The 24,070-nt window shown below is 42.6% G+C and carries 26 protein-coding genes; 23 read left to right on the forward strand and 3 right to left on the reverse strand.

Annotated features, from left to right (window positions below):
* The 3 genes from E0F88_RS26915 to E0F88_RS26925 form a co-directional block, all read left to right on the forward strand.
* On the forward strand, window positions 1-236 hold a 236-nt coding region (locus E0F88_RS26915; protein WP_165940047.1), incomplete at its 5' end, for an integrase core domain-containing protein.
* A 579-nt stretch (window positions 237-815) separates the two neighbouring features.
* On the forward strand, window positions 816-1,265 hold the full coding sequence (locus tag E0F88_RS26920; protein ID WP_220466389.1) for a helix-turn-helix domain-containing protein: 450 nt from the start codon (window positions 816-818) through the stop codon (window positions 1,263-1,265).
* Window positions 1,262-1,846 (forward strand): PIN domain-containing protein, encoded by a 585-nt coding sequence (locus tag E0F88_RS26925; RefSeq protein WP_131961395.1) that lies wholly within the window; start codon window positions 1,262-1,264, stop codon window positions 1,844-1,846. The genes E0F88_RS26920 and E0F88_RS26925 overlap by 4 nt, the downstream gene beginning before the upstream one ends.
* Window positions 1,847-2,020: 174 nt before the next feature.
* Here the strand turns inward: E0F88_RS26925 and E0F88_RS26930 are convergent, their stop codons facing one another.
* Window positions 2,021-2,236 (reverse strand): hypothetical protein, encoded by a 216-nt coding sequence (locus E0F88_RS26930; RefSeq protein ID WP_131961396.1) that lies wholly within the window; start codon window positions 2,234-2,236, stop codon window positions 2,021-2,023.
* 551 nt (window positions 2,237-2,787) lie between these two features.
* On the opposite strand from E0F88_RS26930, the gene recD2 reads away from it, so the two are divergent.
* Complete coding sequence (gene recD2 / locus E0F88_RS26935) at window positions 2,788-5,268, forward strand: SF1B family DNA helicase RecD2 (protein WP_131961398.1); 2,481 nt, start codon at window positions 2,788-2,790, stop codon at window positions 5,266-5,268.
* Between the two features lie 69 nt (window positions 5,269-5,337).
* Here recD2 and E0F88_RS26940 read toward each other — a convergent pair whose 3' ends face one another.
* Both E0F88_RS26940 and E0F88_RS26945 read right to left on the reverse strand, forming a co-directional pair.
* Entirely contained in the window at window positions 5,338-6,195 is an 858-nt protein-coding gene (locus tag E0F88_RS26940; protein ID WP_131961400.1) for a nucleotidyl transferase AbiEii/AbiGii toxin family protein, read from the reverse strand.
* Window positions 6,192-6,830: a type IV toxin-antitoxin system AbiEi family antitoxin domain-containing protein gene (locus E0F88_RS26945; protein WP_131961401.1), complete on the reverse strand. Its 639-nt coding sequence runs from the start codon at window positions 6,828-6,830 to the stop codon at window positions 6,192-6,194. The genes E0F88_RS26940 and E0F88_RS26945 overlap by 4 nt, the downstream gene beginning before the upstream one ends.
* A gap of 559 nt (window positions 6,831-7,389) precedes the next feature.
* Between E0F88_RS26945 and E0F88_RS26950 the strand changes: the two genes are divergently transcribed.
* The 19 genes from E0F88_RS26950 to E0F88_RS27040 all read left to right on the forward strand — a co-directional run bounded on the left by E0F88_RS26950 (window position 7,390) and on the right by E0F88_RS27040 (window position 24,067).
* Window positions 7,390-7,584, forward strand: a complete 195-nt coding sequence (locus E0F88_RS26950; protein ID WP_131961402.1) for a hypothetical protein — start codon at window positions 7,390-7,392, stop codon at window positions 7,582-7,584.
* A 723-nt stretch (window positions 7,585-8,307) separates the two neighbouring features.
* Window positions 8,308-8,637 carry a hypothetical protein gene (locus E0F88_RS26955; RefSeq protein WP_131961403.1) on the forward strand — a complete coding sequence of 110 codons (330 nt, stop codon included), beginning with the start codon at window positions 8,308-8,310 and terminating at the stop codon, window positions 8,635-8,637.
* 154 nt (window positions 8,638-8,791) lie between these two features.
* Window positions 8,792-10,324: an IS1182 family transposase gene (locus E0F88_RS26960; RefSeq protein ID WP_131961405.1), complete on the forward strand. Its 1,533-nt coding sequence runs from the start codon at window positions 8,792-8,794 to the stop codon at window positions 10,322-10,324.
* A 325-nt stretch (window positions 10,325-10,649) separates the two neighbouring features.
* The gene (locus E0F88_RS26965) at window positions 10,650-10,937 is read left to right on the forward strand and encodes an HU family DNA-binding protein (RefSeq protein WP_131961407.1); all 288 of its coding nucleotides are present in this window, start codon (window positions 10,650-10,652) and stop codon (window positions 10,935-10,937) included.
* Window positions 10,938-11,448: 511 nt separating this feature from the next.
* The gene (locus E0F88_RS26970; RefSeq protein ID WP_131961409.1) at window positions 11,449-11,967 is read left to right on the forward strand and encodes a hypothetical protein; all 519 of its coding nucleotides are present in this window, start codon (window positions 11,449-11,451) and stop codon (window positions 11,965-11,967) included.
* 68 nt (window positions 11,968-12,035) lie between these two features.
* Entirely contained in the window at window positions 12,036-12,350 is a 315-nt protein-coding gene (locus E0F88_RS26975) for a DUF4134 domain-containing protein (RefSeq protein ID WP_131961410.1), read from the forward strand.
* Window positions 12,351-12,406: 56 nt separating this feature from the next.
* Window positions 12,407-12,730, forward strand: a complete 324-nt coding sequence (locus E0F88_RS26980; protein ID WP_131961411.1) for a DUF4133 domain-containing protein — start codon at window positions 12,407-12,409, stop codon at window positions 12,728-12,730.
* Between the two features lie 12 nt (window positions 12,731-12,742).
* The gene (locus E0F88_RS26985) at window positions 12,743-15,208 is read left to right on the forward strand and encodes a TraG family conjugative transposon ATPase (protein WP_131961412.1); all 2,466 of its coding nucleotides are present in this window, start codon (window positions 12,743-12,745) and stop codon (window positions 15,206-15,208) included.
* Window positions 15,209-15,235: 27 nt separating this feature from the next.
* Entirely contained in the window at window positions 15,236-15,913 is a 678-nt protein-coding gene (locus tag E0F88_RS26990) for a conjugal transfer protein TraI (RefSeq protein ID WP_131961414.1), read from the forward strand.
* A gap of 24 nt (window positions 15,914-15,937) precedes the next feature.
* On the forward strand, window positions 15,938-16,579 hold the full coding sequence (locus E0F88_RS26995) for a hypothetical protein (RefSeq protein ID WP_131961416.1): 642 nt from the start codon (window positions 15,938-15,940) through the stop codon (window positions 16,577-16,579).
* Window positions 16,580-16,585: 6 nt separating this feature from the next.
* Window positions 16,586-17,221 (forward strand): TerB family tellurite resistance protein, encoded by a 636-nt coding sequence (locus E0F88_RS27000; protein WP_165940164.1) that lies wholly within the window; start codon window positions 16,586-16,588, stop codon window positions 17,219-17,221.
* Between the two features lie 11 nt (window positions 17,222-17,232).
* Complete coding sequence (traJ, locus tag E0F88_RS27005; protein WP_131961417.1) at window positions 17,233-18,276, forward strand: conjugative transposon protein TraJ; 1,044 nt, start codon at window positions 17,233-17,235, stop codon at window positions 18,274-18,276.
* A gap of 75 nt (window positions 18,277-18,351) precedes the next feature.
* Window positions 18,352-18,969 carry a conjugative transposon protein TraK gene (gene traK / locus E0F88_RS27010; protein WP_131961418.1) on the forward strand — a complete coding sequence of 206 codons (618 nt, stop codon included), beginning with the start codon at window positions 18,352-18,354 and terminating at the stop codon, window positions 18,967-18,969.
* A 19-nt stretch (window positions 18,970-18,988) separates the two neighbouring features.
* Window positions 18,989-19,390 (forward strand): hypothetical protein, encoded by a 402-nt coding sequence (locus E0F88_RS27015; protein ID WP_131961420.1) that lies wholly within the window; start codon window positions 18,989-18,991, stop codon window positions 19,388-19,390.
* Window positions 19,391-19,395: 5 nt separating this feature from the next.
* Window positions 19,396-20,694: a conjugative transposon protein TraM gene (traM, locus tag E0F88_RS27020; RefSeq protein ID WP_131961421.1), complete on the forward strand. Its 1,299-nt coding sequence runs from the start codon at window positions 19,396-19,398 to the stop codon at window positions 20,692-20,694.
* 42 nt (window positions 20,695-20,736) lie between these two features.
* Window positions 20,737-21,555 (forward strand): conjugative transposon protein TraN, encoded by an 819-nt coding sequence (gene traN / locus E0F88_RS27025; protein ID WP_131961422.1) that lies wholly within the window; start codon window positions 20,737-20,739, stop codon window positions 21,553-21,555.
* A 37-nt stretch (window positions 21,556-21,592) separates the two neighbouring features.
* Window positions 21,593-22,369, forward strand: a complete 777-nt coding sequence (locus E0F88_RS27030) for a hypothetical protein (RefSeq protein WP_131961423.1) — start codon at window positions 21,593-21,595, stop codon at window positions 22,367-22,369.
* A 58-nt stretch (window positions 22,370-22,427) separates the two neighbouring features.
* Window positions 22,428-22,829, forward strand: coding sequence for a hypothetical protein (locus E0F88_RS27035; RefSeq protein ID WP_131961424.1), 402 nt, complete (start codon window positions 22,428-22,430; stop codon window positions 22,827-22,829).
* Entirely contained in the window at window positions 22,820-24,067 is a 1,248-nt protein-coding gene (locus E0F88_RS27040; RefSeq protein ID WP_131961425.1) for a relaxase/mobilization nuclease domain-containing protein, read from the forward strand. Before E0F88_RS27035 ends, E0F88_RS27040 begins: the two co-directional genes overlap by 10 nt.
* The last annotated feature ends 3 nt before the right edge of the window (window positions 24,068-24,070 follow it).

A 24,070-nucleotide genomic window follows, 5' to 3' on the forward strand; every position in this document is an offset into this window, starting at 1 on the left:
AACAGAGTATGTCACGCGCTGACGATCCTTATGATAACGCCTGGGCTGAATCTCTTTGGAGCCGACTCAAGGCGGAATTAGAAATGCCTAAGGGAGGTTATGAAAGTGTTGAAAACCTAACAACTGTTTTATTCGAATACATCGATGGATATTACAATATCCGAAGGTTACATTCCGGGTTAAATTATTTAAATCCAGTAGCCTTTGAAAACTTGTATTACAAAAAAACAGGATGATATTTCAGTGGTAATTATTTAACTAACCTGCGAAAAGTGTAAACCGAAAGTGAACCACGTCAATTAAAGATCTTCATTGCAATCCTATTTAAAAGGTGCTCTTCATAGCCAGCAATATCTGTTATAAAAATAGCTTGTTGAGGCCGCTTAATTTGGAGAATTCGGAGCCACAGATCACCACAATTCGGAAATTAAGGACATGTCGTTTCGGTCGAAATTGTCCATTGTAAATAATTGATTTATATTCCTTTAATTACTCATGAACAATAGTCTGTTGGTGGCCTATCTGCCACGGAATCACATGGTCAAGCCATCCGAATTCTCCATATAAGGAAAGAAGCGACGCTTCGGCTATCATCTAAGTTCTCAAAAGTATCCTACGCCTTTTTACTACGACAGTAGCCTTGTTCTTTGTTTGCGAACAAAGAACGAATTTCCCAGACATCCTGGTTGATGCATCCCTGGAAACAGTAAAGCAATACTTATGAGCACCATATCCATATCGTTTGTAAATTATAATTCAAACAATTTTCGTTTCGTTTATTTCGTTTAGTATCTTTGAATAAAAATGAAATAAAGATGGGAGCAGTATTGAGCAAGCCAACTCGCCGAGAACAAAAAATGGCAGGTGAATCACTATTCAACTTTTCTGCGGCAGTAGCTAGCCGCAAATCAGATACTGTACATATTCAGATAGAAGAGAATAGTGAAGTCTTTACTATTCCCCTAAGAGCACTCGAGTTTCTTTCGCAGATTTTATCAAGCATGGCGGAAGGGAAAACAATTTCTTTGATCCCATCTGACTCTGAATTAAGTACCCAGCAGGCGGCGGATATGCTGAATGTGTCCAGACCACATATAATAAAGCTTCTTGAAACAGGTGTAATCCCGTTTAAAAAGGTCGGCACTCATAGAAGAATTTCGTTAGACGCATTACTGGCTTATGATACGGAGCAAAAGCAAGTAAGAAAAAGCAGCCTGGAGTTTTTGGCTCAGCAGGCTCAGGACCTAAATCTGGGTTACGAATGATTTCTTCATCCCGGTTTGTTGCTATTCTCGATGCTTGTGTTTTGTATCCGGCGCCAATTAGAGATTTGTTACTAAACTTAGCAGACGTTGGTTTGTTTATTCCGAAATGGACAGATCAAATCCACGATGAATGGACCAGAAACCTTCTGATAAATAGGCCTGAGCTATCAAAGGGTCAGTTACAAAAGACTGTGGATGCAATGTTCCGGGCATTCCCTGACGCAAATGTTTCTGGCTATGCTACGTTAATCAAAGCCATAAATCTACCCGACTCCGATGATAGGCATATTCTGGCAGCTGCTATACGCTGCAAAGCCGACGTGGTTGTTACCGCAAATCTTAAAGATTTTCCGAAAGAGTATCTTGATCAGTTTGGAATCGAAGCGCACCATCCTGATGAATTTATAACCAATGTGATCCGTTTGAATCCAGAAACAGCACTCCAAGCTTTCAAAAACCAGGTATCATATTTGAGAAACCCTCCACTCACCGTTTTACAGGTACTTGAAAACTTCCGGAAAGTTGGACTTGATAATACAGCCGATACTTTGATGGAATTGCTAAGAAAAAAAGGCCAATAATTAGAATTGTGACTTACGCTTAGTCTCATTCAGAAATACATATATCCAATTTCTGAAAGATTAATACGGCCAAAGGTTAACAATTCCTACCAAACACGAACTTTAATAAACTTTTGCTGCCCAACGCGTCCATTTAGATCAATAAAAGGCATTATTGAGCAACAAAGATCCGAATCAATCCTTTTTAAGTTTTTTGAGGAGATTCTGAGCATTTTTAGTCCTCTGCTGTTTCTGCTTTAAAAGTGCTTCCGCATCCTTTACGACCAACTCATGCGCTTCCCGTTTTTCTGTTTCCTGCTCTGCCAGCTCCGGATTCTGGTAATATATGCTATCCGTCCAGGCAGCAATCTGTTGATTGATCTGCCGGATCATCCGGTATTTAACATCCATCGCATGAGCCGGTTGTTTTCACCCCTGTTTCTGACGGCAATGCCGACACTAATGGCAGCTACAATCAACAGAATCGCGGCTGAGAAATAATAAAACCCCTGGATTGCAGGTCAAAATGGTGGTGGTGCCTGACCTGGGATTGCTGCGAAATGGTTTCAATATTCTTTTTTAAACCATTGATTTGAGCGGTTAGCAACTGCCCGGACGGCTGTTTCTTTAGTTGGGTATTAATTTCAGTCAGCATAATGGAGAATTCGGAGCCACAGATCACCACAATTCGGAAATTAAGGACATGTCGTTTCGGTCGAAATTGTCCATTGTAAATCATTGATTTATATTCCTTTAATTACTCATGAACAATAGTCTGTTGGTGGCCCATCTGCCACGGAATCACATGGTCAAGCCATCCGAATTCTCCACGCTTAATTTGTCGATGATAATTTTAAACGTTAAAAAACTCAGACTGTCACTGCAAGCCGGGGAATGGAAATTCCTGAAATTGGCTCACAGACCGTTATTGTACATATCTTTGGATATAAGAATCTAGGAATATGGCCGCGACAGACTACTCAACGACAACTCAACTCGAAAAACTCTCAGGTATTGTAATACGCATCACGTTCCATAGTTTGGAAACCGGCTATTCAATACTGAAAGTAGCTAGTGCGCAAAGACCAAACGAGGAACTCACGGTTGTTGTGCATCAGTCAAAAGTTTTTGCCGGGGCCACAATGGATTTCTACGGCGAATGGGTTACACATCCAAGTTACGGACTCCAGTTCAAAGCCAGTAGAATTACTGAGCGAAAGCCCGCGACTGCGAACGCTCTTGAAAAATATCTCGGCTCAGGACTGATCAAAGGAGTGGGCCCGGTGACGGCTAAAAGAATTGTGAAGCATTTTGGAGAAAAGACACTGGATGTATTTGAAAACAACATCGAAAGCCTCACACAGGTAGAGGGCATTGCGCTTTTGAAACTGGAAATGATCAGCAAAGCATGGACTGAACATAAGGAGATCCGGAATGTGATGATGTTTTTGCAGTCACATAACATTTCCACGCTGTTTGCGGTCAAAATTTATAAGGTCTACGGTAATGATGCAATCGGGATTGTCCAGAACAATCCCTACCGGCTGGCTGCTGATATATACGGAATTGGGTTTTTATCTGCTGATCAGGTAGCGCTTAGTTTAGGCCTGGCCGCTGACTCGCCGGAACGTATCAAGGCGGGCATAGAGCATGTTCTGCAAAATGCGCGTGAAGAGGGACACTGCTATCTGACCTTGGACCAGATCCTGCCCGCAGTAACGGAATTGTTGTCTTTGACTGACTCAGCCCCCGTTGAAGTGATGCTACATGAACTTCAAAAAAACGAAGAGCTTAAAACCAGACTACTGCCCGACCAGCAGGGAAAAGAACAACTCTGTTACTATGCGCATTCATTGTACTACGATGAGCAGTACATTGCCACCCGGCTTCAACAAATGGTCAGCAGACCGCTTTCAGATCGTGAGAAAAACCTTGAAAAGGAGCTGGCTGGTTTTTGTGAACAGCACGAGATTACTTTAAGCGAACAGCAAAGTCAAAGTATTCAGAAGATAGCCCGTGAACGGGTTTCTGTCCTTACTGGTGGGCCAGGCTGTGGCAAGACCACTACCACCAGGGCTTTGGTCGGTGTACTTCAGATGATGAATAAGGAGGTACTGCTGGCCGCACCTACCGGCCGGGCGGCACAGCGTATGAGTGAGGTCATTGACCTGGAAGCAAAGACCATACACAGATTGTTGGAAGTAGACCCGGTTAAAGGAGGTTTCAAAAGAAAAGAAGATAACCCGCTTGAAACCGATGTATTGATTGTCGACGAATGTTCGATGCTTGATGTGCATCTGACAGCCGCCTTGCTTCGGGCGGTAGCTGATCATACGCAACTCGTGCTGATCGGTGACGCAGACCAGCTGCCGGCTGTTGGGGCGGGCAATGTACTGAAAGATATCATTGCTTCTCAGACCATTCCCTGCCTGAGGCTGACTAAAGTATTTCGGCAGGCGCAGGAATCCTTAATTATTTCTTATGCGCATCAGATCAACCGAGGCGAAGTGCCCCGGATCACCTCTCCGTTTCATATGCCTGGGGCCTGGAAGGAAAAAAAGGATTGCCTTTTCATAGATTCCGAAGAAGCTACCACAGAGCAGCTCCGGTTTATATCCAAGGTAAAGCGTCTGGCTGCTGAAACAGTTAGTAAACCTGGCGCTGAAAATACTGACTTAGATCCTTACCAGCACGATAATCGTTTGGTTATTCCTGCAAAATTCAGCCACGTGGATCTGGAAGCTTTGATGCAGGCGCGTACACAAACGGACGAATTGAAAGAAGTACTGGGCCGTGTTCATCCGTGGTCCTCTTTACGTTATGGATATGCTGCTGTAGATATGGTGGAAAAGCTATATCAGGGAATCATTCCCAAATACTATGGGAACGAAACAGAAATACAAATTCTGTCCCCAATGACTAAAGGGTCCCTTGGGACGGCAAATTTAAACAAGGCAATTCAAGAAAAGATTAATCCGTCTGGCACAGGAAAAGCTCAGCTTACCGTCGCAGGACGTATTTTCCGGGATGGAGATCGTGTAATTCAAAAGCGCAACAACTACGATCTGAACGTCTTTAATGGCGATATTGGTGTAATTTCCCACGTTGATAATGAGGTGATGCAGCTCGGTGTACAATTCAAGGCCGGCAGGCAGGTCAAGGAGGTTATTTATTCCAGGGAAAACCTGCTGGAGCTGGACCTGGCCTATGCCATTACCATCCATAAATCCCAGGGCAGTGAATTTGAAACCGTTATCATTCCTTTGGTCACCCAGCATTTTGGCATGCTATTCCGAAATCTAATTTACACCGGAGTTACAAGAGCGAAAAAACTGGTGGTTTTTGTTGGGACCAGAAAAGCACTGGCTATGGCCGTCAATAAACAGAATACAGCCGCCAGACAAACTGCACTTGCATATCTGCTACGCCAAACCGGCAAGTGAACAGAGATAGTTAAGATACTTTCAAAAATCCCCTGTACCATTTCTTTCTTGCTGGCCCAGGAGGACTGTCTACTGCGAATCGATTTTAATCTGCATAGTAAGATCATGAAAATATTGCGCATTCCAGATATCCAAAACACGGGCATCCGGTATAAATCGACGGATATCATCCTTTATCCTAGTGAAGTTTACATGGTCGATTTTGGCATGTATTAAATCCTGAAATGCTGCTGGGCTTATCGTTTCTTCGTCCCAGTCACCGCTGTCTTTGGCCCTTGACACAAAGTGCGTAAGATCCAATGCGATTCCCTTGCGGATATACCATTCCATATCATACCAGTCACGCCCCTTAACGTTGTCTTTCCACTTCCTGAAAAGTAAAGCATGCATCTTCCCTGCGAACAGATCTGAGATGCTGAAACACTTTACATAAAAGGAAAATGGTTTGAGCAGTAGCTTTTCCTCTGTTTGAAAATCTAGTGGCGGCACCGTGTCCACTTCAAGCTTAACCTTGATACTGGCTGTTTGCCCAAGGCCCTGCTGGGGTACTACGCTCTCCAGAACAAGCTCTTTCCAGATTGTTTCAGATTTCAGAAATGCGGAATCTATGTTGGTTTTAATCGCTTTTTGTTTTTCCCTGATTGATACATGCATGCCCAGCGCCTCGAACTCTTCCACGATGGCAGGCAAATATCCGTTAATGGAAAAATCAGGATCTACTTCCAGAAGAGAAAAATCAAGATCCTCTGAGTACCTGTCTAATCCGTAAAATATCCGAAGTGCTGTTCCGCCATAAAAAGCAGCCTTTTCAAAAAAACCTTTTCGGTACAATCCAGCCAGGGCTACTTCCTGCATAATTTCCCGCAGTGCCTGCGTTGCCTCATCCTTATTGGAAGGCTGATACTCTTTAAGCCAATCCTTAATCATAATGCTCTGATCAGTTTAATAACCATTTTCAAACTTTCCTGTTTAGGCGAATCCTCCAGCCAAGTTTCCATTGTTTGAACATCCAGTTGCTTCAATGAATCTGCATCCATTCTCAAATTATCCAACAGATATTCACTGGCCGCACTTTTACTTCGCAGTTTCACGCCGCCTTTGGCTATTACTTTGTCAAACAATGCTTTCTCTGGTGATGCAATAAGAATGTTTTGCTTGTCTGCGATCAGTAATTGACGGACACCGAAGCTAAAATATGGCAGCGGTAGCCGTGTAAAGCTGAAAGTCCCTATTACAGTATCGAATTGCCGGGAAGCCTTTGTCGTTGCGGATGCTATTTCAAATACCCGTTCAGGGATCAGGCCATAGTAAGACAATGCACTATCAAAAGATACGTAGCTTGGTCCCAGCATGTGATTTGCCAACAGGAACGGCTCTGTACGTTTATCTGTAATCTTCAACGAGGGCATATAAATCCCTTTTTTGACGGAATTAATAAGTCCTGCTGAAATCATTTCATGAATTTTGTCATTGGGGCGCTTATATTCTTTCAAAAGCGAGCTCAGCAGTTGATGAGTCAACGGCTGGCTTGAAACCTCTCGTATGCTCTGCAAAAGATCCATGTACAAATTTAATAAGATAATCGGAAAAATTCCGATTATCTTATTAAAAAGTAACAAATCTACTGAGTTCCTTTCCTAATTATAAACCGCCGTGAAGAAAACCCTCAACGTCTTAACCATAAAACATTTTATCACTATTAATTTTTTGATCCGAACAGTGACGCCGGCTGGCCTGAAGGGTTGGTAAAAAAAACCTTAACATCACAATACATTCACTAATAAACTCCATGACCACATCATCTGCTAACAAACTGATGTTAGCAGAACAGGCCCAAGTAGTTTAAAAGAGAAACAGAAAGCGATAAAGTTTATGTTGTCATCAGTGGATTTCAAGAATTTCAATTTGTACCCTTAGTGAATCCATTAACCAAATAGCATGGCACCTGAAGATCTACGGGCAATAATTCAGGACCTAAGACAAAAATTTGAAACAGACCATCTCAACTTTGTTGAAGAATTTAGCAAAGCCGAAGCTTTCAGGACTGTAAACAGATTCTTGGAAAAACTTGATCGCTAAGAGCTGGAAAAGGCTTTCTTTTAATTATAAATCAGTTCCCTGATGATCGCACACCTTATGTTATCAGACTCGGCGAAATTGGTCCTGATCGAGGACATTTACGATTTGAGCTGCTCAGGCATTGAATATGAGATCGGTTTTATGTTATATGGTAGATCAATTGACAATCCTGTCAAGGTCGTAATTGAAAGTGATGGCATCCGTTCTCATCGCAGAAAAAAAGATGTCAATCTTTAGGCTGCAGGCTGGACCATGATGAGATTTAGCTCGAAAGAAATCCATCAAGAGCTTCAAAAATTTCAGAATGATGAAAATCACATATGTGATTTGATTTACGGTATTACAAATACGATTGAACAAAAGCTAAGACTGATCCACCACAATTCCTATCGTCAGAAAATGAGCGTTTGGTATTACCGATCGCTTGATTTCCTTAAAAATTCGAACCAATAATTTAATTATTAAGAGCTTGAAGAACGATTTTTGATATTATACTCTACCAAGCGTAAGCGGTGCATCTGGGTGACCTCAGCGGTGGCGCCTTGTGATTCAACGATCTGCTTTCGGCAGGCAGGCTTTATCAGTAGTGACTTTTAATGATAATAAGTTAAACAGACAGCTAAAATTAAGTTATACAACATTAAGTTACACGAGCATATTTCCTTGCAGAGGGCCTGCTTAATACTCAGACCTCCTTATATTGTGTTTCCAGGAGATCAGTAAAGTCAGTTGGCTTGGCAAATCAGAAATGCGGCAATAGGCCTTCAACGGCCGGCCTTTTTAAGTGGTAATGACTTCTGATAAGTTTCGGCCTATTTAGCTCGCTTGGTCAGACAATCCTTTCAGGAATTTGCCTTCTATCAGCAAGTATCTTTACATTGATTTTTTTACATTTGCTAAAAAATGGGATGTTTATAGCATTCTGTTATTTATCCTCCAAACCTTACCTTCTCAACGTTAATGAAAAAGTCAAACATTTTTGTTCACATCGAGCTCTCCAAGCTTGTCAGCGGGCTGAGCACCGATACAGCGCTTATCAAAGATTATCTTAAATCCCAGGCAGGTTATTTCAACATTATCAGTTCAAAATATTTTTCAGATGAGCTCTCTGATGAATGGGAACAGATATGCAGCCAAATGAAAGACAAGGGTCCTAAGACTGATTCCGAGGGAAATATTATTGCAAGCTCTGTGATCAATACCATCGAACACATCTCTGTTGCGCAGTGCGTTTTACTGGTCACCCGCATTAAAAACCTTCAGCAAAAAGTAAAAGAGGAATTTGAGTAAAAAGAAGGATTCATTTGTGTAAAGTGCATAGAGGCTGTCTCAAAAAGGCAGTCTCTTTTTATGATCAAGGAGTATATTTTTTATTTTTCGTACATTCAATTTTTTGCATATTCGCTTGATTTTGTTACCTTTAGGTATATAAAATACCTGAGATATGTCCTCGAAACGACCTACTTTCAAGCGTTACGACCAGCAGCAAATTATGCTGCTCCCCCCAAGTTTAGAAGAATTAGTTCCAGAAGATCATCCTGTTCGTGTTGTCAACGATGTGATTAACAGGATAAATATCGCGCCACTTCACGCAGCCTATCAAACAAAAGGAACCTCAAGTTATCATCCTCAGATGCTACTCAAAGTGGTGGTTTACGGTTATGTGAGCAACATATATTCCAGCCGGAAACTGGAAGCGTCTTGCAAGGAAAGTGTTTACTTTATGTGGTTAAGTGGCATGAACTTCCCTGATCACAATACGATTAACCGGTTTAGAAGTGTACGATTAAAGGATGCCTTACGCAATATATTTGAGGAAGTTGTTCTGTTATTAGCTCATGAAGGGCTTTTAAGCATAGAGGAGGTTTATACCGACGGTACAAAAATCGAAGCTAATGCCAATCGTTACACGTTTGTTTGGAAAAAAGCGATCCAGACCAATAAAGAGAAGATGAAGAAGCAGCTTACTCAGATCTGGGAATATGCCCAGAGTGCTAATGACGGAGATGACCTTCCAGATCCACCTGATTTTACTACCATCGACAAAGAAAAGGTACAGGATACTGTCAATAAGCTCAATGAAGTACTGAGTAAAAAGGAGAATATCGACAAAAAGTTAAAAGCAAAACTGAACTATGTTACCAAAAACTATCCTACCAATATTGCTCGTTATGAAGCGCAGGAGGCAATTTTAGGAGATCGCAATAGCTATAGCAAAACGGACACTGATGCCACCTTCATGAAGTTAAAGGAGGATCATATGCGCAACGGTACCTTAAAACCTGCCTTTAATGTTCAGATATCGAGCTCTAATCAATACATAGTCAATTACACAATACACCCCAATCCGACCGATACAACTACATTAACCGGCCATATCGCCCAGTATGAAAAAAGCTTCGGATCTGCTCCTAAGATAGTTACAGCGGATGCTGGATATGGTTCACAAGAGAATTATAGTTTACTGGAAAGCAAAGGTGTAACTGCTTATGTGAAGTATGGCATGTTTGACAAACAGCAAAGTGCCAACTTTGGCAAAAAGCATCCGTTCAGTGCTGATAAGCTATTTTACAATGAGCAAAAAGATTGTTATATCTGCCCTATGGGACAGCAGATGGATTATATCGGCGATAATCACAGGAAAACCAGCACTGGCTTTATACAGACATCCAGGAAATACAAGGCTAAAAAATGTTACGGTTGCCCACTTAATGGGGCTTGCCATAAGTCAAAAGGTGACAGGGTCATTCAGGTAAACGTAGAGCTAGAAAGTCAAAAAAAGCGGGCTCACAATCTACTCAACAGCGAAGATGGTATTGCTCATCGAAAGAAACGATGTTTTGATGTCGAGCCTATATTTGGAAATATCAAGCACAACCATGGGTTCAAAAGATTTATGCTTCGTGGCAACGAAAAAGTTGCCATAGAATGGGGTTTGATTGCAATTGCTCAAAATATTAGAAAGAAGGCGGCCTAAAATGCCGTAAAAACTGCTTCTCCTCAAGAAAAAACTGCTTCTCCTCAAGAATTAGCCTAAAAAAACTCGGACTTCACCATTTTCGAAAATATATATCCTCCAAATTCGTCAAAAATCAAAAAGACCGTCCCAATATTTTTGAGACGGCCTCTTATGTTTTTTCTGCACTGAAAGCGACCATCAGCTCCGCCCTACCGTTCTGAGCCATTACACGATAATGTCTTCTATGTGGTTTACCACAGTTCTGCTGACTATATCCTGGATTCCTTTAATGCGTTTTAATTCAAAGCTTTTAACTTTGCAGATTCATTAAAAGGATAAGATTATGACAAAAGCAGAAACTATTTCCAGAATTGCCGACAAGACAGGCATACAGATAGACGAAGTCGAGAAGATCTTGGAAGCGTTTTTTATCACTGTTAAAAATTCCGTCAGTCAAGGGGATAATATATATGTGCGCGGTTTTGGAAGTTTTATCGTCAAACAACGTGCAAAAAAAACAGCCAGAAATATATCGCTTAATACGACCGTGATCATTCCAGCGCATAACATTCCGTTTTTTAAACCATCAAAAGAGTTTACCAATCAGGTTAAAGAAGGTGCTTTGGTTTAAGTGAGCAGACAGTCCCTGTTAGTTCTCTGCGCGGATTTTTAGGGACTGTTTGATAATTACATATAGTAGCGCCGATAAAAAGCACCCTGTTACAAATTTGGCAAAGTTCGAAACCATCCCGACGCTGGCTAAGAAGCGTTTGGGCTCATAAATAGGGGCACGCTGAACGCACCTATAAAAAAAATCAAGGTGAATCAAATCCGAATCCACAAAAAGCCGACCAGCTAATAGGGATATTTAGTTACCAACTTGTCTGGACGGTCTTATTGTGAGCAAGAAGTATCCAGGTGAAATCCTTTCGGGCGTTAAGCAGGCCTCCAACTGCCAAGCCGATTTCCAACTCCCTACTGCATTTGCAGATATATCAGGCATACGGACAGCGTCAAAAAAATGTTGTACTTTTTTGTACCTAGCCAGCGGTGTAAATTTAGATCAACAAATTTACAAACCTCAGCCGGTGTGCTAAGTTTCTACCAGACTCTTACTGTCTGCTGAGAAAAACTCCATTACTATGCCCACTTTTTACCCCTGGACGGATTACCTGAAGGTAGTCGCACCTTTGCTTGTAGCCTACTATCTTTTTGTAGGCCTGAAGTTTTATCGTCAGGATATGATAGCTTGGTTTGCATCTAAGCGCAATCCACCACATCCTAAGAACCTGCCCGAAGAATTGCCACGAGATCCTGGATTTAACACAGATCTGCTTACTGGACCGCCCAATCCAAATCAGATACCGGATCACGAGCAAGATCATCAAACTTTGCCTGTATGGTATAATGAGCAGACGCTACATCAGCTGCTTCTGCTTGAAGATCAACTAGCAGATCTTTTTCACACTGCTCAACAAGAGAAGTTCAGTCATCCACAGCTTTTGCAAAAGTTAAAAAGTCATTTGAAAGTTTATGCAGATCTATCAAGCCCGCCACTGATGCTCACAGTCAACACGATCATTGAAGCTGCCTGCCAGCAAAACGGGTTGATACAATTGAGCGCTGATGATAAAGTGTTGATTTGGAATCAGCAACTTTAAATGTTAAGCCTACCAGCCGGCTTTGCAAACACCTTACTAATCATTTTACAACTATAAATCTTTTAGCAATGAGAACAAAACAATCATTTAATCGCCGTTGGATCTTAGCGATCAACGGTCTGTTCATCGCAGCTGCGGCCAATGCGCAGGGCGGTGAAGCTGGTATCCAGGAAGCCAACACATTGGTTAGGGGCTACTTTGCCACCGGTACGGACCTGATGTATGCGATCGGCGCAGTGCTTGGCCTTGTTGGGGCCATTAAAGTATTCCAGAAATGGAACGGAGGGGATCAGGATACTGGAAAAAATGTATCAGCTTGGTTTGGAAGCTGTATTTTTCTGGTAGTCGTTGCTACGGTTTTAAAATCCTTTTTTGGACTGTAAGTTAAAACGTATAATAAATATCGTTAGGATCTTTTATTTTCGAGAAGTACGGGAATATGAAAAACAACATCTATCAAATTAACAAAGGGATAAACCGCAGTATTACCTTCAAAGGTCTGAAGGCACAATACATCTGGTATATGGGCGCAGTGATGTTCGTATTGCTTATCATTTATGCCCTTATGTATTTGGCCAATGTCCACACTCTTATCAGCCTGGTTGTGATCGTTTGTTTAGGCGCTGTACTTTTTACGCTGGTTTACCATCTGAGTGCAGTCTACGGTGAGCATGGATTAAGTAAAGCGTTTGCGGCTAGAAATATTCCAAGCGTGATTAAATCATATTCCAGAAAATCGTTCTACCCAAAACATAAACAATAAACAGCCAAGATTATGGAAAAACTATTTGATGATCTGTTTCCTATACTGGATGTGCAGCACGACTGTATTCTTTCCAAACAGGGTGATATCACCATTGTCTTTAAGGCACAGCTGCCAGAAATCTTCTCTCTTTCCGACCAAGATTACCACGCCTTTCACAATAGCTGGGTAAAGGCATTGCGCCTTCTCCCGCCGGGAAGCATCCTTCACAAACAGGATTATTTCCTGAGCAGCACTTACCGGGCTGATTTTCAGAAAGAGGATACCAGTTTTCTTTCGCTGAGCAGCGAGCGCTTTTTTAACGAAAGGCCTTTTTTAGATCATAACTGCTATATCATGCTCACCAAAAGGCCTGCTGGCAGAAAAATTTCCAGCTCGGTGTTATCTAATTTGCTGCGTCCCACATTGGTTGCCCAACAAGCGCTCTCAGATCAGGCTTTGCAGGAATTTTTAACCTCTGCCGGCCAGTTCAAACAGGTTTTGGAAGATTCAGGTTTTATCCACTTAGCCCAGCTTAGCGGCTCGCAGCTACATAGCAACGCCCGCAGTGTGGGCTTAATTGAACAATACTGTTATCTTTCCATGGCAGATCCTTCGCGCATCATACGAGATATCCAACTAAAGGACGGTATTAAAATCGGAGAAAAGCATGCTCAGCTTTATACGCTCAGCGACCCGGAGGAAATGCCCGCACAGTGTTCCAGCCGCAGAAATTATGAGAAGTATTCAACAGATCAAATCAAATTCAGCATTGGATTCGCCTCAACGCTTGGCCAGCTTTTGAGCTGTAATCACATATACAACCAGTATGTTTTTATTGAAAATACAGAAAAGACGCTCAAAAAATTAGAGAGAAAAAGACTTCGCCTGCAGTCGCTTTCACTTTACTCACGTGAAAATAGCCTGGCGTTGGATGCGACCAATGAATTCTTAAATGAGGCCATCAAAGATCAGCGTCTGCCGGTAAAAGCTCACTTTAATGTGCTGGCTTGGTCAGATTCAGAATCAGAGAGCAGACAGATTAAAAACCTAGTTTCTTCAGCCCTTGCACAGATGGACGCTTCTGCCAAACAGGAAACGCGCGGTGCCGGGCAGATCTTTTGGGCGGGAATGCCTGGCAATCAGGCCGATTTTCCCATGAATGAAACAATCGATACCTTCGCCGAGCAAGCATGCTGTTTTCTAAACATGGAAACAAGCTATCACAGCTCGCTAAGCCCGGTAGGCTTGCGGCTGGGAGACAGACTGACAGGAAAGCCGGTGCATGTCGACCTGTCAGATGAGCCGATAAAAAAAGGAATTTGCACCAATCGGAATAAATTTATCCTGGGGCCGTCGGGAAGTGGAAAGAGCTTTTTCACTAACCACCTGATGCGAAGCTATTACGAGCACGGTGCACACGTTGTCATCGTCGATGTGGGCCACAGCTATCAGGGACTTTGTGATTTGGTAGACGGTTATTATTTCACTTATCAGGAAACAAATCCGATCCGTTTCAATCCCTTTTTTATTGCGCCGGGCGAAATTTTGGATACGGAAAAAAAAGAAAGTATTAAAACGTTGATCTTAGCACTTTGGAAAAAGGATTCCGAAGAATTCAAAAGAAGTGAATACGTAGCGCTTTCCAATGCGATTACATTGTACTATCAATATCTTAATGCACGAAACGGTGAGCGGGCAAGCTTCAATAGCTTTTACGAATTTTTGCGTAATGAATACATCCAGGTTTTAAAGACCGACAAGGTCTCAGAAAGAGACTTTGATATCGCAAACCTGCTCTATGTGCTGCGGCCTTACTACCAGGGCGGCGAGTTCGATTACTTGCTGAATGCCACCGAAAATCTGGATCTGCTCTCTGAGCGTCTTATTGTTTTTGAGCTTGATGCAATCAAATCACACCCAATTCTCTTTCCGGTTGTAACGATCATCATCATGGAAGTTTTCATCTCAAAGATGAGAAAACTAAAAGGAGTCAGAAAAATTATTTTGGTGGAAGAGGCCTGGAAAGCGATCGCGAAGGAAGGTATGGCGGAATATCTCCAGTATATCTTCAAGACGGTTAGAAAATTTTTTGGTGAGGCCATTGTTGTCACACAGGAAGTTGAAGACATTATCTCCTCACCCATTGTAAAACAGGCCATTATCAACAACTCAGATTGTAAAATCCTTTTGGACCAGAGCAAATATCAGAACAAATTTGACCAGATTCAAGAGCTTTTAGGATTGACAGAAAAAGAGAAAGCAATGGTACTGTCAGTAAATAAAGCGAACGATCCGCTCAAAAAATACAAAGAAGTTTTTATCAGTCTGGGGGGAACGCTCTCAAAGGTTTACCGTACCGAGGTAAGTGCGAGTGAGTATTATGCCTACACCACTGAGGAAACAGAAAAAATTAAAGTAGCTCAGTACGCTAAAAAATATGGCAGTATCAGCAAGGGAATACAAATGCTGACAGCAGATATTCAAAACAGTAAGTAGTTTATCATTCATCAAATTCTTTGAAATATGATTAGACGGATTACCTTCTCAGTGGTGTTTTTTTGCGTGCTTCTCAGTCCGGTGCAGCAGGCGCACGCCGCGGGTCCGTGGGCTGCGGTGATCAAGGCTGCGGTAAAAAAAGTGGTCAAAGCGGTTGATTTGATGATTCAAAGAAGACAAAACGCGGTCATCAAACTGCAAAATGCCCAAAAAGCGCTGGAAAATGCCATGTCAGAATTAAAGCTCAAAGAAATCGCTGATTGGGTCGGAAAACAAAGAGATCTGTACGAGCAGTATTACGACGAGCTAAAAAAAGTCAAATCGGTCATCGCCTACTATTTCCGCGTCAAGCAAATCACACAAAAACAAATGCAGATCGTTGAGCAGTACCAAAAGGCATGGCAGATCATTGAAAACGACGCGCATTTTTCTGCCGCCGAACGTTTGCAGATGCAGCGTGTTTACAGCGGAATCCTGCAGGAAACGGTAAAAAGTGTCGATCTGATTTCAGCTGTGGTGAAATCGTTCAGCACACAAATGAGCGATGTAGAGCGGTTAGAAATCATTGATAAGGCAGCGCGACAAACCGAATCGATTTTCTCTGAGCTTACCAGTTTTAATGACCGCAACCGCATACTAAGCCTTTCACGGGCCAAGAGCCAGCAGGATGCTCAAATCACCAAAGCGCTTTACGGAATTCAATAGCAATACGGATTTAATCAGGAAAATATGAAAAAGCTGATTTTACTGATACTGCTGGGGTTGACTAGTCAAACGGTCAGCGCGCAACGCTCCCGGGAGTGGATCAGACAAAAGAAAACCCAAAAGCAGTATCTGATCGAGCAGATCGCGCATTTTAAACTTTACTATGAGCTTGCAAAAAACGGATACCAGACTGCGCAACTTGGTTTGGAGTTGATCTCAGACATCAAGAACCGAGAATTTACTCTACACAAAAACCGATTTGATTCGCTGCTCATTGTAAAACCTAAATTGGTGTCCTATGCACAGGCCACCGGTACAGCGAAGCTGGCAGAGAACACCATTGCACTCTGCAATAATCTATCTGTTGAAATAAGATCCAGTGGAATGTTCACTGGATCGCAAGTGAGCCACATCAACAGGACACTTAATCTGCTGCTTTCTGATACCGGATCGGTGCTCTCGGATTTTAATCAGGAAATTAAAAGTGGTAGCTTTTCTATCTCTGATGGCCAGCGTGTGCAGCGCATAGGTCTTTACCACAAGCAAATCCTGACCAATTATGAATTTGCCATCAATTTTACCAGTGAAGTCCGACTGATGGCCCAACAAAAAAAACAGCTTAAACAAATAACCGATAACGTCCGGGCTTTGCAGGGTTTAAAATAAAAAAAGATGAAAAAGTTAACTACAATCTTGATGCTGCTAATGATAACAGCATTATCTCCAAGCTGCCATGCCCAGACCGCCGAGGTGCAGCAGTTGATCTTAAATATTGAGAAGCTCAATGAGCTCAGAAAAATTCTCAGTGAGCTCAAAGCGGGTTACGAAATTCTTTTTAAAGGTTACAACACGATTAAAAATATATCCGAAGGCAATTTTAAACTGCATCAGACATTCTTAAATTCGCTTTTGAAGGTTAGCCCGCAGATAAAAAACTACAAGCGTGTCGGTGATATTATCCGTTGTCAAATTGAATTGGTGCAAGCCTGCCAGAAAGCCTCGGCAGGATTTTCCAAAAATGAAAATTTCTCTAAAAAAGAACTTGCGTATATAGATAAGGTTTACAGCTCATTACTCTCTGAGAGTTTGGATAACCTTGACGCTTTAAGCCAGGTGCTCACCGATGACGTGTTAAGGGCCAGCGATGATCAAAGGCTCTCAGCAATAGATAATCTTTACGAGCAGATCTCAGACAAGCTCACCTTTGTTAGATACTTCAATAGCAATGCTGCCCTGCTAGCCTCGCAACGTGCCAATCAAACAAATGACGCCAGAATACTTGACGCTTTGATTACTCCAAAACCTTAACGGAAACAAAAATGAAAAGCACATTTACCATAGCTATCTTTTTATCTTGCTGGCTGCTTTGTCCTGGAATTGTCTTTGGACAGGGATACACCGAAGATGTACGCGGTCTGAACAGCATACTTGCAGATCTGTACAAAGAAATGTTTCCCCTTTGCTCCAAATTAGTCACCACCGGAAGGGCCATAGCGGGTTTCGCTGCCCTATTTTACATCGGAAACCGTGTTTGGCGACATATCGCCAACGCCGAACCAGTCGATTTCTACCCACTGCTGCGCCCGTTTGCGCTTGGTTTTGCCATCGCCATATTCCCATCCGTAATTAGTTTGATCAATGGAGTGCTTTCACTGACTGTGCAGGGAACATCAAATATGGTCACCGATTCGGACAAAGCCATTTCCACGCTATTAAAAATGAAGGAAGATGCAGTTAAAAACTCTGATTTCTGGCAGATGTACGTGGGTGATGACAATCAGGGAAGTCGTGAGAAATGGCTTAAATATACCTATGGAGACGGCTATTCAGAAGATTTTACGGATGGCTTGGGTAACGACATCAAATTTTACATGTCCAAGCAATACTATACTTTCAAAAATACAATGAAAGCAGGCATCAGTGAAATACTTACCCTGATCTTTGAATCTGCCTCGCTGTGTATTAACACCATTCGCACTTTTTACCTTATCGTGCTGGCCATCATTGGTCCGCTTGCCTTCGGGCTCGCAGTCTTCGATGGGCTGCAACATACACTCTCGGCGTGGATCTCGCGCTACATCAACATCTACCTCTGGCTACCGGTTGCTAATATATTCGGAGCGATCATTGGCAGAGTCCAGCAGAAAATGATCGAGTTGGATATACGCCAGATCAGTCAGGCAGGCGATACTTTTTTTAGTGCCAATGATGCCTCTTACCTAATCTTTCTCATCATTGGCATCATGGGCTACTTCTCGGTGCCCTCACTGGCAAACCACATCATTTCAGCTGGTGGCAGTGACTCGCTACTTGGAAGGGCAACATCTGCATTCAACAAAACAGCCACCGGCTTGCTGTCTTAGTAATTTGCCTCAGGCAGATAATTCAGGGAAACGCCATTGAACCCTGCTAAATAGTTCACTATAAATATTTAAGCCATGTTTACCAAAGCCCGCAACATTGAAACTGCATTTGGCCACATCCGGATTTTCACCTTGACGATCATCTCCGGTAGCATCTTATTTTGCTGCTATGCGCTATATAAAAGCTACCAGATCGTAAGTGCTGCCCATCAGAAAGTTTACATTCTGGCAGGTGGAAAGGTCTTGGAGGCCTCCGCATCAGAGCGAAGCGAGAACATTCCCGTTGAGGCGCGGGATCATATTGCCAGTTTCCACAAGCTTTTCTTCACCCTGGATCCCGATGATAAGGTCATCGAAGAAAATCTTTCCAAGGCGCTCTACCTGGCCGACCAGTCAGCTAAAAAGCAGTATGATAACCTAAAAGAATCTGGCTATTTTGCTGCCGTTATTTCAGGTAACATCAGCCAGCAGATACGCATAGACAGCGTGCAGTTCAGCACAGCTGACTACCCCTACCCTTTCAGGTGCGTCGCTGTTCAGCGCATTATCCGTCCCAGTAGCATCGTCTCACGAACACTAGTCACCACCGGCTTTGTTCGCAATGTCTCCCGAAGTGATAACAACCCGCATGGGTTTCTGATTGAGAAGTGGACGACGCTCGAAAACAAAGATATTAGCATTGAGAGGCGTTAGCCCAAAAATCAATAAAAAGATGAAACATATTGTACCCATTTCTAAAGTCAGCAGTGATGCTGACTGCGCACAAACCGCAGCAGAGGTCTCAAAGAATTTTTCAACCCCGCTTCTAACTTCTCAGCGCCAACTGGCTGACTATCTAAACAAAAAAGCGTCTGATCTCGGCCGTAGAAAGCTTACAGTGCTATTCGTCGGCAGCGGAATGATTGGTTTTCTTGCCTGTACTTATCTGCTGGCACGTGCTGCTTTTAGCAGCGATGACAACGCAGAATTTCTGTTAGAAATCTCCAAGCCTTTTCAAGAACAAATCAGACCCCATCAGTCTGCCGCAAAAAAGGCCCGCTTTGAAACCTATCTGGACTCTTTGGAGCGCGCCTTTATAAATGACAGTTTACAACATGCCAACCAAAAACAGTAACAATCATGCAACATCTCAATCAGCACGAGCGCTTTTTAGCGCAGCGAAAGTTCTATTTGGCTTTGCCGGTTTTGGCACTTCCGTTTGTCACGTTTCTCTACTGGGTTCTGTTTGCCAAGAACGCAGCCTCCCAGCCTTTGCAAAATAATTTGCAGGGACTCAATGTGCAGCTTCCTGACGCAGTCTTCAAAGACAGCAAAAACCTAAATAAGCTCAGTTTTTACAAACAGGCTCAGCTTGATTCTACAAAAAAGGCGGAATTGATTAGAAAAGATCCTTACAGAAACGATCTGCCTGGATTTAGCAGTACCACAGAGCCCAATGCGCTTTTAGGTATCAGCGGTGATTTCTCATCCAGCGGCAAGACCACTACAAGTGCACAAAGTCAACAACAGATCTATACCAAACTCAAAGCGCTCGATGCCACGCTCTCTGAGACAAGAAGGCCTGCTTTCAGTGAAGTTACTGATAGTCAGCCAAAGCAGTTGACTGGCCTGGATTTAGTCTCAGCACAGCCCAACGCCCAAATTCAAAAGCTTCAAGCCCTTATCGATGATCTCCAGCAAGGCGGACAGGACACGCCTGATGATGAGATGACACAACTCAATGCCGTGCTGGAAAAGATTATTCAGATTCAAAATCCAAAACCAGAAGCAGGGTCACATGCGGCAATTTCTGGAAAGCAAAGCCCTTCTGTTAAGGTTCAAACCGAATTATCCAACTCAGATATAGGATTTCTTGGAGAGATACAACCCATAGATTCACTAAACCTGCAGCATTCGGTATCTGCAACTGAAAAGAATGAATTTTACAGTCTTGACCAGGCCGTTAGCGTGCAAAAGGCCAGAGCGATCCGTGCCTTCATCGACCAGGACCAAACCCTTGTCAGCGGCAGTACGATAAAGATCAGACTATCGGATGATATCAATGTTGGCGGCCAGCTAATTGCAAAGGATAGCTATTTGTATGGACTTGCCAGTCTAAATCAGGACCGGTTAACAGTACAGATTCGGTCTGTTTACACCGGCAGTATGGTGGTTAGTGTCAATCTGTCCGTTTACGATCTGGATGGTCAGCCCGGTATTTACATACCTTCCGCAATTAGCCGTGAAGCAGCCAAACAGTCATTGAGCCAGCAGATCCAGAGTCTTGACATTGGTAACATGGATCCTTCATTGGCAGCTCAAAGTGCATCTGCCGGCGTTCAGGCGGCCAAAAGCCTGCTTTCAAAAAAGACCAGACTTACCCAGTTGCATCTCAAAGCGGGCTATCAGCTTTTACTCTTTGATGCCGATGGGATCTGACAGCCGACCGTCTTATAATTTTAACCTTAAACTACCAACTCCATGAAAATCTTACAGATCAGCTTGGCAAAAACTGTGTTGCTATTGCTGACGACAATCTCGTACAGTCAGCCATTTCAGCTTTACAGCATCGAGCCATACCCACTTGAAATTACCTTTCACAAAACTGTCAACATCATTTTCCCCTTTGCGATCAAAAGTGTCGATAAGGGAAGTGCTGAAGTGCTGGCGCAAAAAGCCAGCGGTATTGAAAACATCCTTCAGCTAAAGGCGGCAAATACGACGATGCATCAAACAAATCTGACTGTCATTACAGCCGACGGAAAGTTGCATTCATTTTTGGTTAACTATGCCGACGATCCTTTGCAGCTTAATATCGAACTATTGGCTGAGCAGCCAGCGATCTTTAACGGCAGTAAGGCCGATGAAATCACCATCCGCCAAACGGCGCAGTCGGCCGCTCTCTTGGCGCCAAACATGCGATCCGTGAAAGCCAAAACTACACTGGCAAGCTTAAAACTATCCGGCATTTTCGTAGCCGATGAGATCTTTTATCTTCAACTGACATTGACCAACCGGGCCAGGGTAAGCTACGATGCAGGCAACTGGAATCTGTTTGTCGCCGACAATAAAAAGCTAAAAAGAGCCGCCCAACAGCAGCAGCAGATAAAGCCGCTCTTTGTTCACATGCAGGCCAGCAGCATCGCCGCTCAAAGTAGTCAGACCTACGTCATAGCGATCACCAAAATGGGTCTTGTGAAAGGCAAGCGGCTTTGTTTGCAGATCAACGAAAACCATGGTGAAAGAAACTTGCAGTTGACTGTTTCTGCCCGTAAGCTGCTTAATGCAAAAGCGATTTAATCTAAAACATTTTCGTCACCTGAAAATTATTCAAATCATGAATGAGCGAAACTTTAACTTTCTAACAAATCAGCTCAAGTATACCGGCTTTGGTGAAGGACTTCAAACAGACCTTAAAGTACAGATTCTGAAAGACAAACCTGAATTTACGCTTTCTCACCAGACGCGCTTTGGCAGAGACCAGATGCAATCAGAGCTTTATTTTAAGCGCTCATCGCAAAGCGATCTCTATTTTTTTAACCGGTTTACCAGCACTCTGAACAAACAGGACCAGAATCACCGTATCAGCCATATATTTTACAACAACAAGCAAACGGGAAACATCACCCTCAAAGAGGCATACAATCTTTTAGACGGTAGGGCAGTCAACAAAGACCTTTTAAGCCAAGAAGGTAAGTTGTATGTAGCCTGGCTGCAGCTGGATTTTAAACAGACTACGCCTAATGGCAATTATAAAATGGACCACTTCAATCAGCGTTATGGATTCGAAATGGAAAAAGCCGTCTCAGCCCTGCCAATTAAAGAGCTTTCTAATCAGCTCGAAAGATCAAGGCTGTTTGCATCTCTGCAAAAGGGGAACCGGCAGGCTGTTCATTTTTTAGAAAATGGAAGAGAACATCGTTTTTTTATCGAAGTCAATCCGCGGTTTAAAGCCGTAATTGTCTTCGATGAAAATGAAAACCGTGTCTTTCGCGGTCAGCAAATGAAAAATGAGCAGGCCAGTGGGCTTAAAGAAAACATTCAAATTAAAAGCGATAAAATACCTGAGATAAATATACCAAAACCTGGTAATCGAAAAGGACTATCGATGTAAGAGATTCAGCTAGCGGTCCAATCAATTCATATCCCAAAGTATTAACCATAATATTGAAATGGAACAAAATGTGCTGCATACAAAATCAAGTCTAAGAAGCTCATCCAGAATCGGTATTTATCTATCAGCTGAACAGTTGAAGATGCTAAAAAGTCAGTTTCAATCATCAACAAGCCGCAGCTTTTCTTCCTTTCTGGCTAAATTATTGGCTGAGAAACCCATGGTCTCAACATATAGAAATAAATCTGTAGATGATTATTTAGAAGAATTAGCAGAGCTGAAGGACGAATTTGTTCGGCTGACGGATCTGCTTGATAAAGCCATAGCTGGGCTGCTTGATGACCGAGAACATGTATCGGAGTCTTCTCTTTTACATGCTGAATTACAAAAAAGACAAATACTCAAAAAGCTCGAACAGATCGAAATCCATCTTACTAAAATTACCGATCAATGGTTGTGAATATACAAAGATCTGCCCGTATTGATTTAGCCCTGAATTACAATGAAAGGAAAGTCAAAGATAAAAAAGCTAAATTGATCGGCGGAGAAAATTTTATCAAAGAAGCGGAACTGTTAAACAAAAAACAAAAGATTGCTCGTTTTGAAAGCCGACTTTGCTTGAACGATAAAGTGGAAGGCCCAATGATACACATGTCTTTGAATTTTTCTCCTGCCGATAAGATAGATCAAAAACTATTTAAACAAATCGCAGCAGCCTATTTGAAAGCAATGGGATTTAAGCATCAACCATATCTGCTTTATGAGCATTTAGATGCTGGGCATCCACATGCCCACCTCTTAACTACGAGCATCAAACGGGATGGCAGCGCAATAAATATTCATATCAGGGAATCGATAAAAATAAGTGCTCAGCTCGATGAATATTTTAAACTAACTAAACCAGTACCCTTTGATGAAAGACCACATTTCTTGCCGGGCGATCCGGTCTTTAAGCCGTCCTATGGCAAACAACCAACAGCCACTTTAATCTCCAGTGCAGTTTACTATGTTTTGAAAACTTACAAAATCACTTCCTTAAACGAGTTGAATGCAATCCTTGGCCTTTACCATGTTCAAGCAGTACGAGGAAAATCGAATTCACACCTTTATAAATTTAAAGGACTGATTTACGGTTTTTTAAAGGAGAACGGAAAAAGACAGGGAAAACCCATTAAAGCCAGTGATCTGCCCACAAAACCTACCCTAAAAAATCTGAGAGTACGTTTTAAAATTAACGCTGTGGAAAGACAAAAATTCATCCGGCCACTCAGGAACGAAATTGACCTGGCCCTTCTCAACCCAGGGACAACCCTAACCGACATGAAGAGCAGTCTTGAAAGCAAAGGAATCAGAATGATACCCATTTATGACCAAAACAACCATTTTGAGACAATCATCTATGTGGATCACCGCAGTCAATGCGCATTTGATCAAAATGTACTTGGCAGTGACTACACGATAAATGCTTTAAGCCGGCGGTTGACCAGTAAACAAATCCACGGCCATTCCCTTGTTACCACAGAAAGCAATCTAAAGAAGCTAGTATCGTTAAATTCTGATTTTTCGGATTTCAGACCAAATCTTATCGAACAGCAAGACAAGCAGATTCGTGATCTTTTTCACCCTGTTGCCAGCCCTTCTCAGCTACCACTCAGAGAAGGAAATTCCTTTGCAAAAACCGCAAAAATAAAACTTTAATCT

The organism is Dyadobacter psychrotolerans (assembly GCF_004349265.1).
GTDB lineage: Bacteria > Bacteroidota > Bacteroidia > Cytophagales > Spirosomataceae > Dyadobacter > Dyadobacter psychrotolerans.

Coding starts and splice junctions, on each gene's coding strand:
- traJ (WP_131961417.1), top strand. CDS start 17,233: ATGAAAAGCACATTTACCATAGCTATCTTTTTATCTTGCTGGCTGCTT.
- E0F88_RS26995 (WP_131961416.1), top strand. CDS start 15,938: ATGAAAAAGCTGATTTTACTGATACTGCTGGGGTTGACTAGTCAAACG.
- E0F88_RS26970 (WP_131961409.1), top strand. CDS start 11,449: ATGCCCACTTTTTACCCCTGGACGGATTACCTGAAGGTAGTCGCACCT.
- E0F88_RS26985 (WP_131961412.1), top strand. CDS start 12,743: ATGGAAAAACTATTTGATGATCTGTTTCCTATACTGGATGTGCAGCAC.
- E0F88_RS27040 (WP_131961425.1), top strand. CDS start 22,820: ATGGTTGTGAATATACAAAGATCTGCCCGTATTGATTTAGCCCTGAAT.
- E0F88_RS26975 (WP_131961410.1), top strand. CDS start 12,036: ATGAGAACAAAACAATCATTTAATCGCCGTTGGATCTTAGCGATCAAC.
- E0F88_RS26920 (WP_220466389.1), top strand. CDS start 816: ATGGGAGCAGTATTGAGCAAGCCAACTCGCCGAGAACAAAAAATGGCA.
- E0F88_RS27030 (WP_131961423.1), top strand. CDS start 21,593: ATGAATGAGCGAAACTTTAACTTTCTAACAAATCAGCTCAAGTATACC.
- traM (WP_131961421.1), top strand. CDS start 19,396: ATGCAACATCTCAATCAGCACGAGCGCTTTTTAGCGCAGCGAAAGTTC.
- recD2 (WP_131961398.1), top strand. CDS start 2,788: ATGGCCGCGACAGACTACTCAACGACAACTCAACTCGAAAAACTCTCA.
- E0F88_RS26940 (WP_131961400.1), bottom strand. CDS start 6,195: ATGATTAAGGATTGGCTTAAAGAGTATCAGCCTTCCAATAAGGATGAG.
- E0F88_RS26930 (WP_131961396.1), bottom strand. CDS start 2,236: ATGGATGTTAAATACCGGATGATCCGGCAGATCAATCAACAGATTGCT.
- E0F88_RS26965 (WP_131961407.1), top strand. CDS start 10,650: ATGACAAAAGCAGAAACTATTTCCAGAATTGCCGACAAGACAGGCATA.
- E0F88_RS26950 (WP_131961402.1), top strand. CDS start 7,390: ATGATCGCACACCTTATGTTATCAGACTCGGCGAAATTGGTCCTGATC.
- E0F88_RS26945 (WP_131961401.1), bottom strand. CDS start 6,830: ATGGATCTTTTGCAGAGCATACGAGAGGTTTCAAGCCAGCCGTTGACT.
- traN (WP_131961422.1), top strand. CDS start 20,737: ATGAAAATCTTACAGATCAGCTTGGCAAAAACTGTGTTGCTATTGCTG.
- E0F88_RS26925 (WP_131961395.1), top strand. CDS start 1,262: ATGATTTCTTCATCCCGGTTTGTTGCTATTCTCGATGCTTGTGTTTTG.
- E0F88_RS26980 (WP_131961411.1), top strand. CDS start 12,407: ATGAAAAACAACATCTATCAAATTAACAAAGGGATAAACCGCAGTATT.
- E0F88_RS27035 (WP_131961424.1), top strand. CDS start 22,428: ATGGAACAAAATGTGCTGCATACAAAATCAAGTCTAAGAAGCTCATCC.
- E0F88_RS26990 (WP_131961414.1), top strand. CDS start 15,236: ATGATTAGACGGATTACCTTCTCAGTGGTGTTTTTTTGCGTGCTTCTC.
- E0F88_RS27000 (WP_165940164.1), top strand. CDS start 16,586: ATGAAAAAGTTAACTACAATCTTGATGCTGCTAATGATAACAGCATTA.
- E0F88_RS27015 (WP_131961420.1), top strand. CDS start 18,989: ATGAAACATATTGTACCCATTTCTAAAGTCAGCAGTGATGCTGACTGC.
- traK (WP_131961418.1), top strand. CDS start 18,352: ATGTTTACCAAAGCCCGCAACATTGAAACTGCATTTGGCCACATCCGG.
- E0F88_RS26960 (WP_131961405.1), top strand. CDS start 8,792: ATGTCCTCGAAACGACCTACTTTCAAGCGTTACGACCAGCAGCAAATT.
- E0F88_RS26955 (WP_131961403.1), top strand. CDS start 8,308: ATGAAAAAGTCAAACATTTTTGTTCACATCGAGCTCTCCAAGCTTGTC.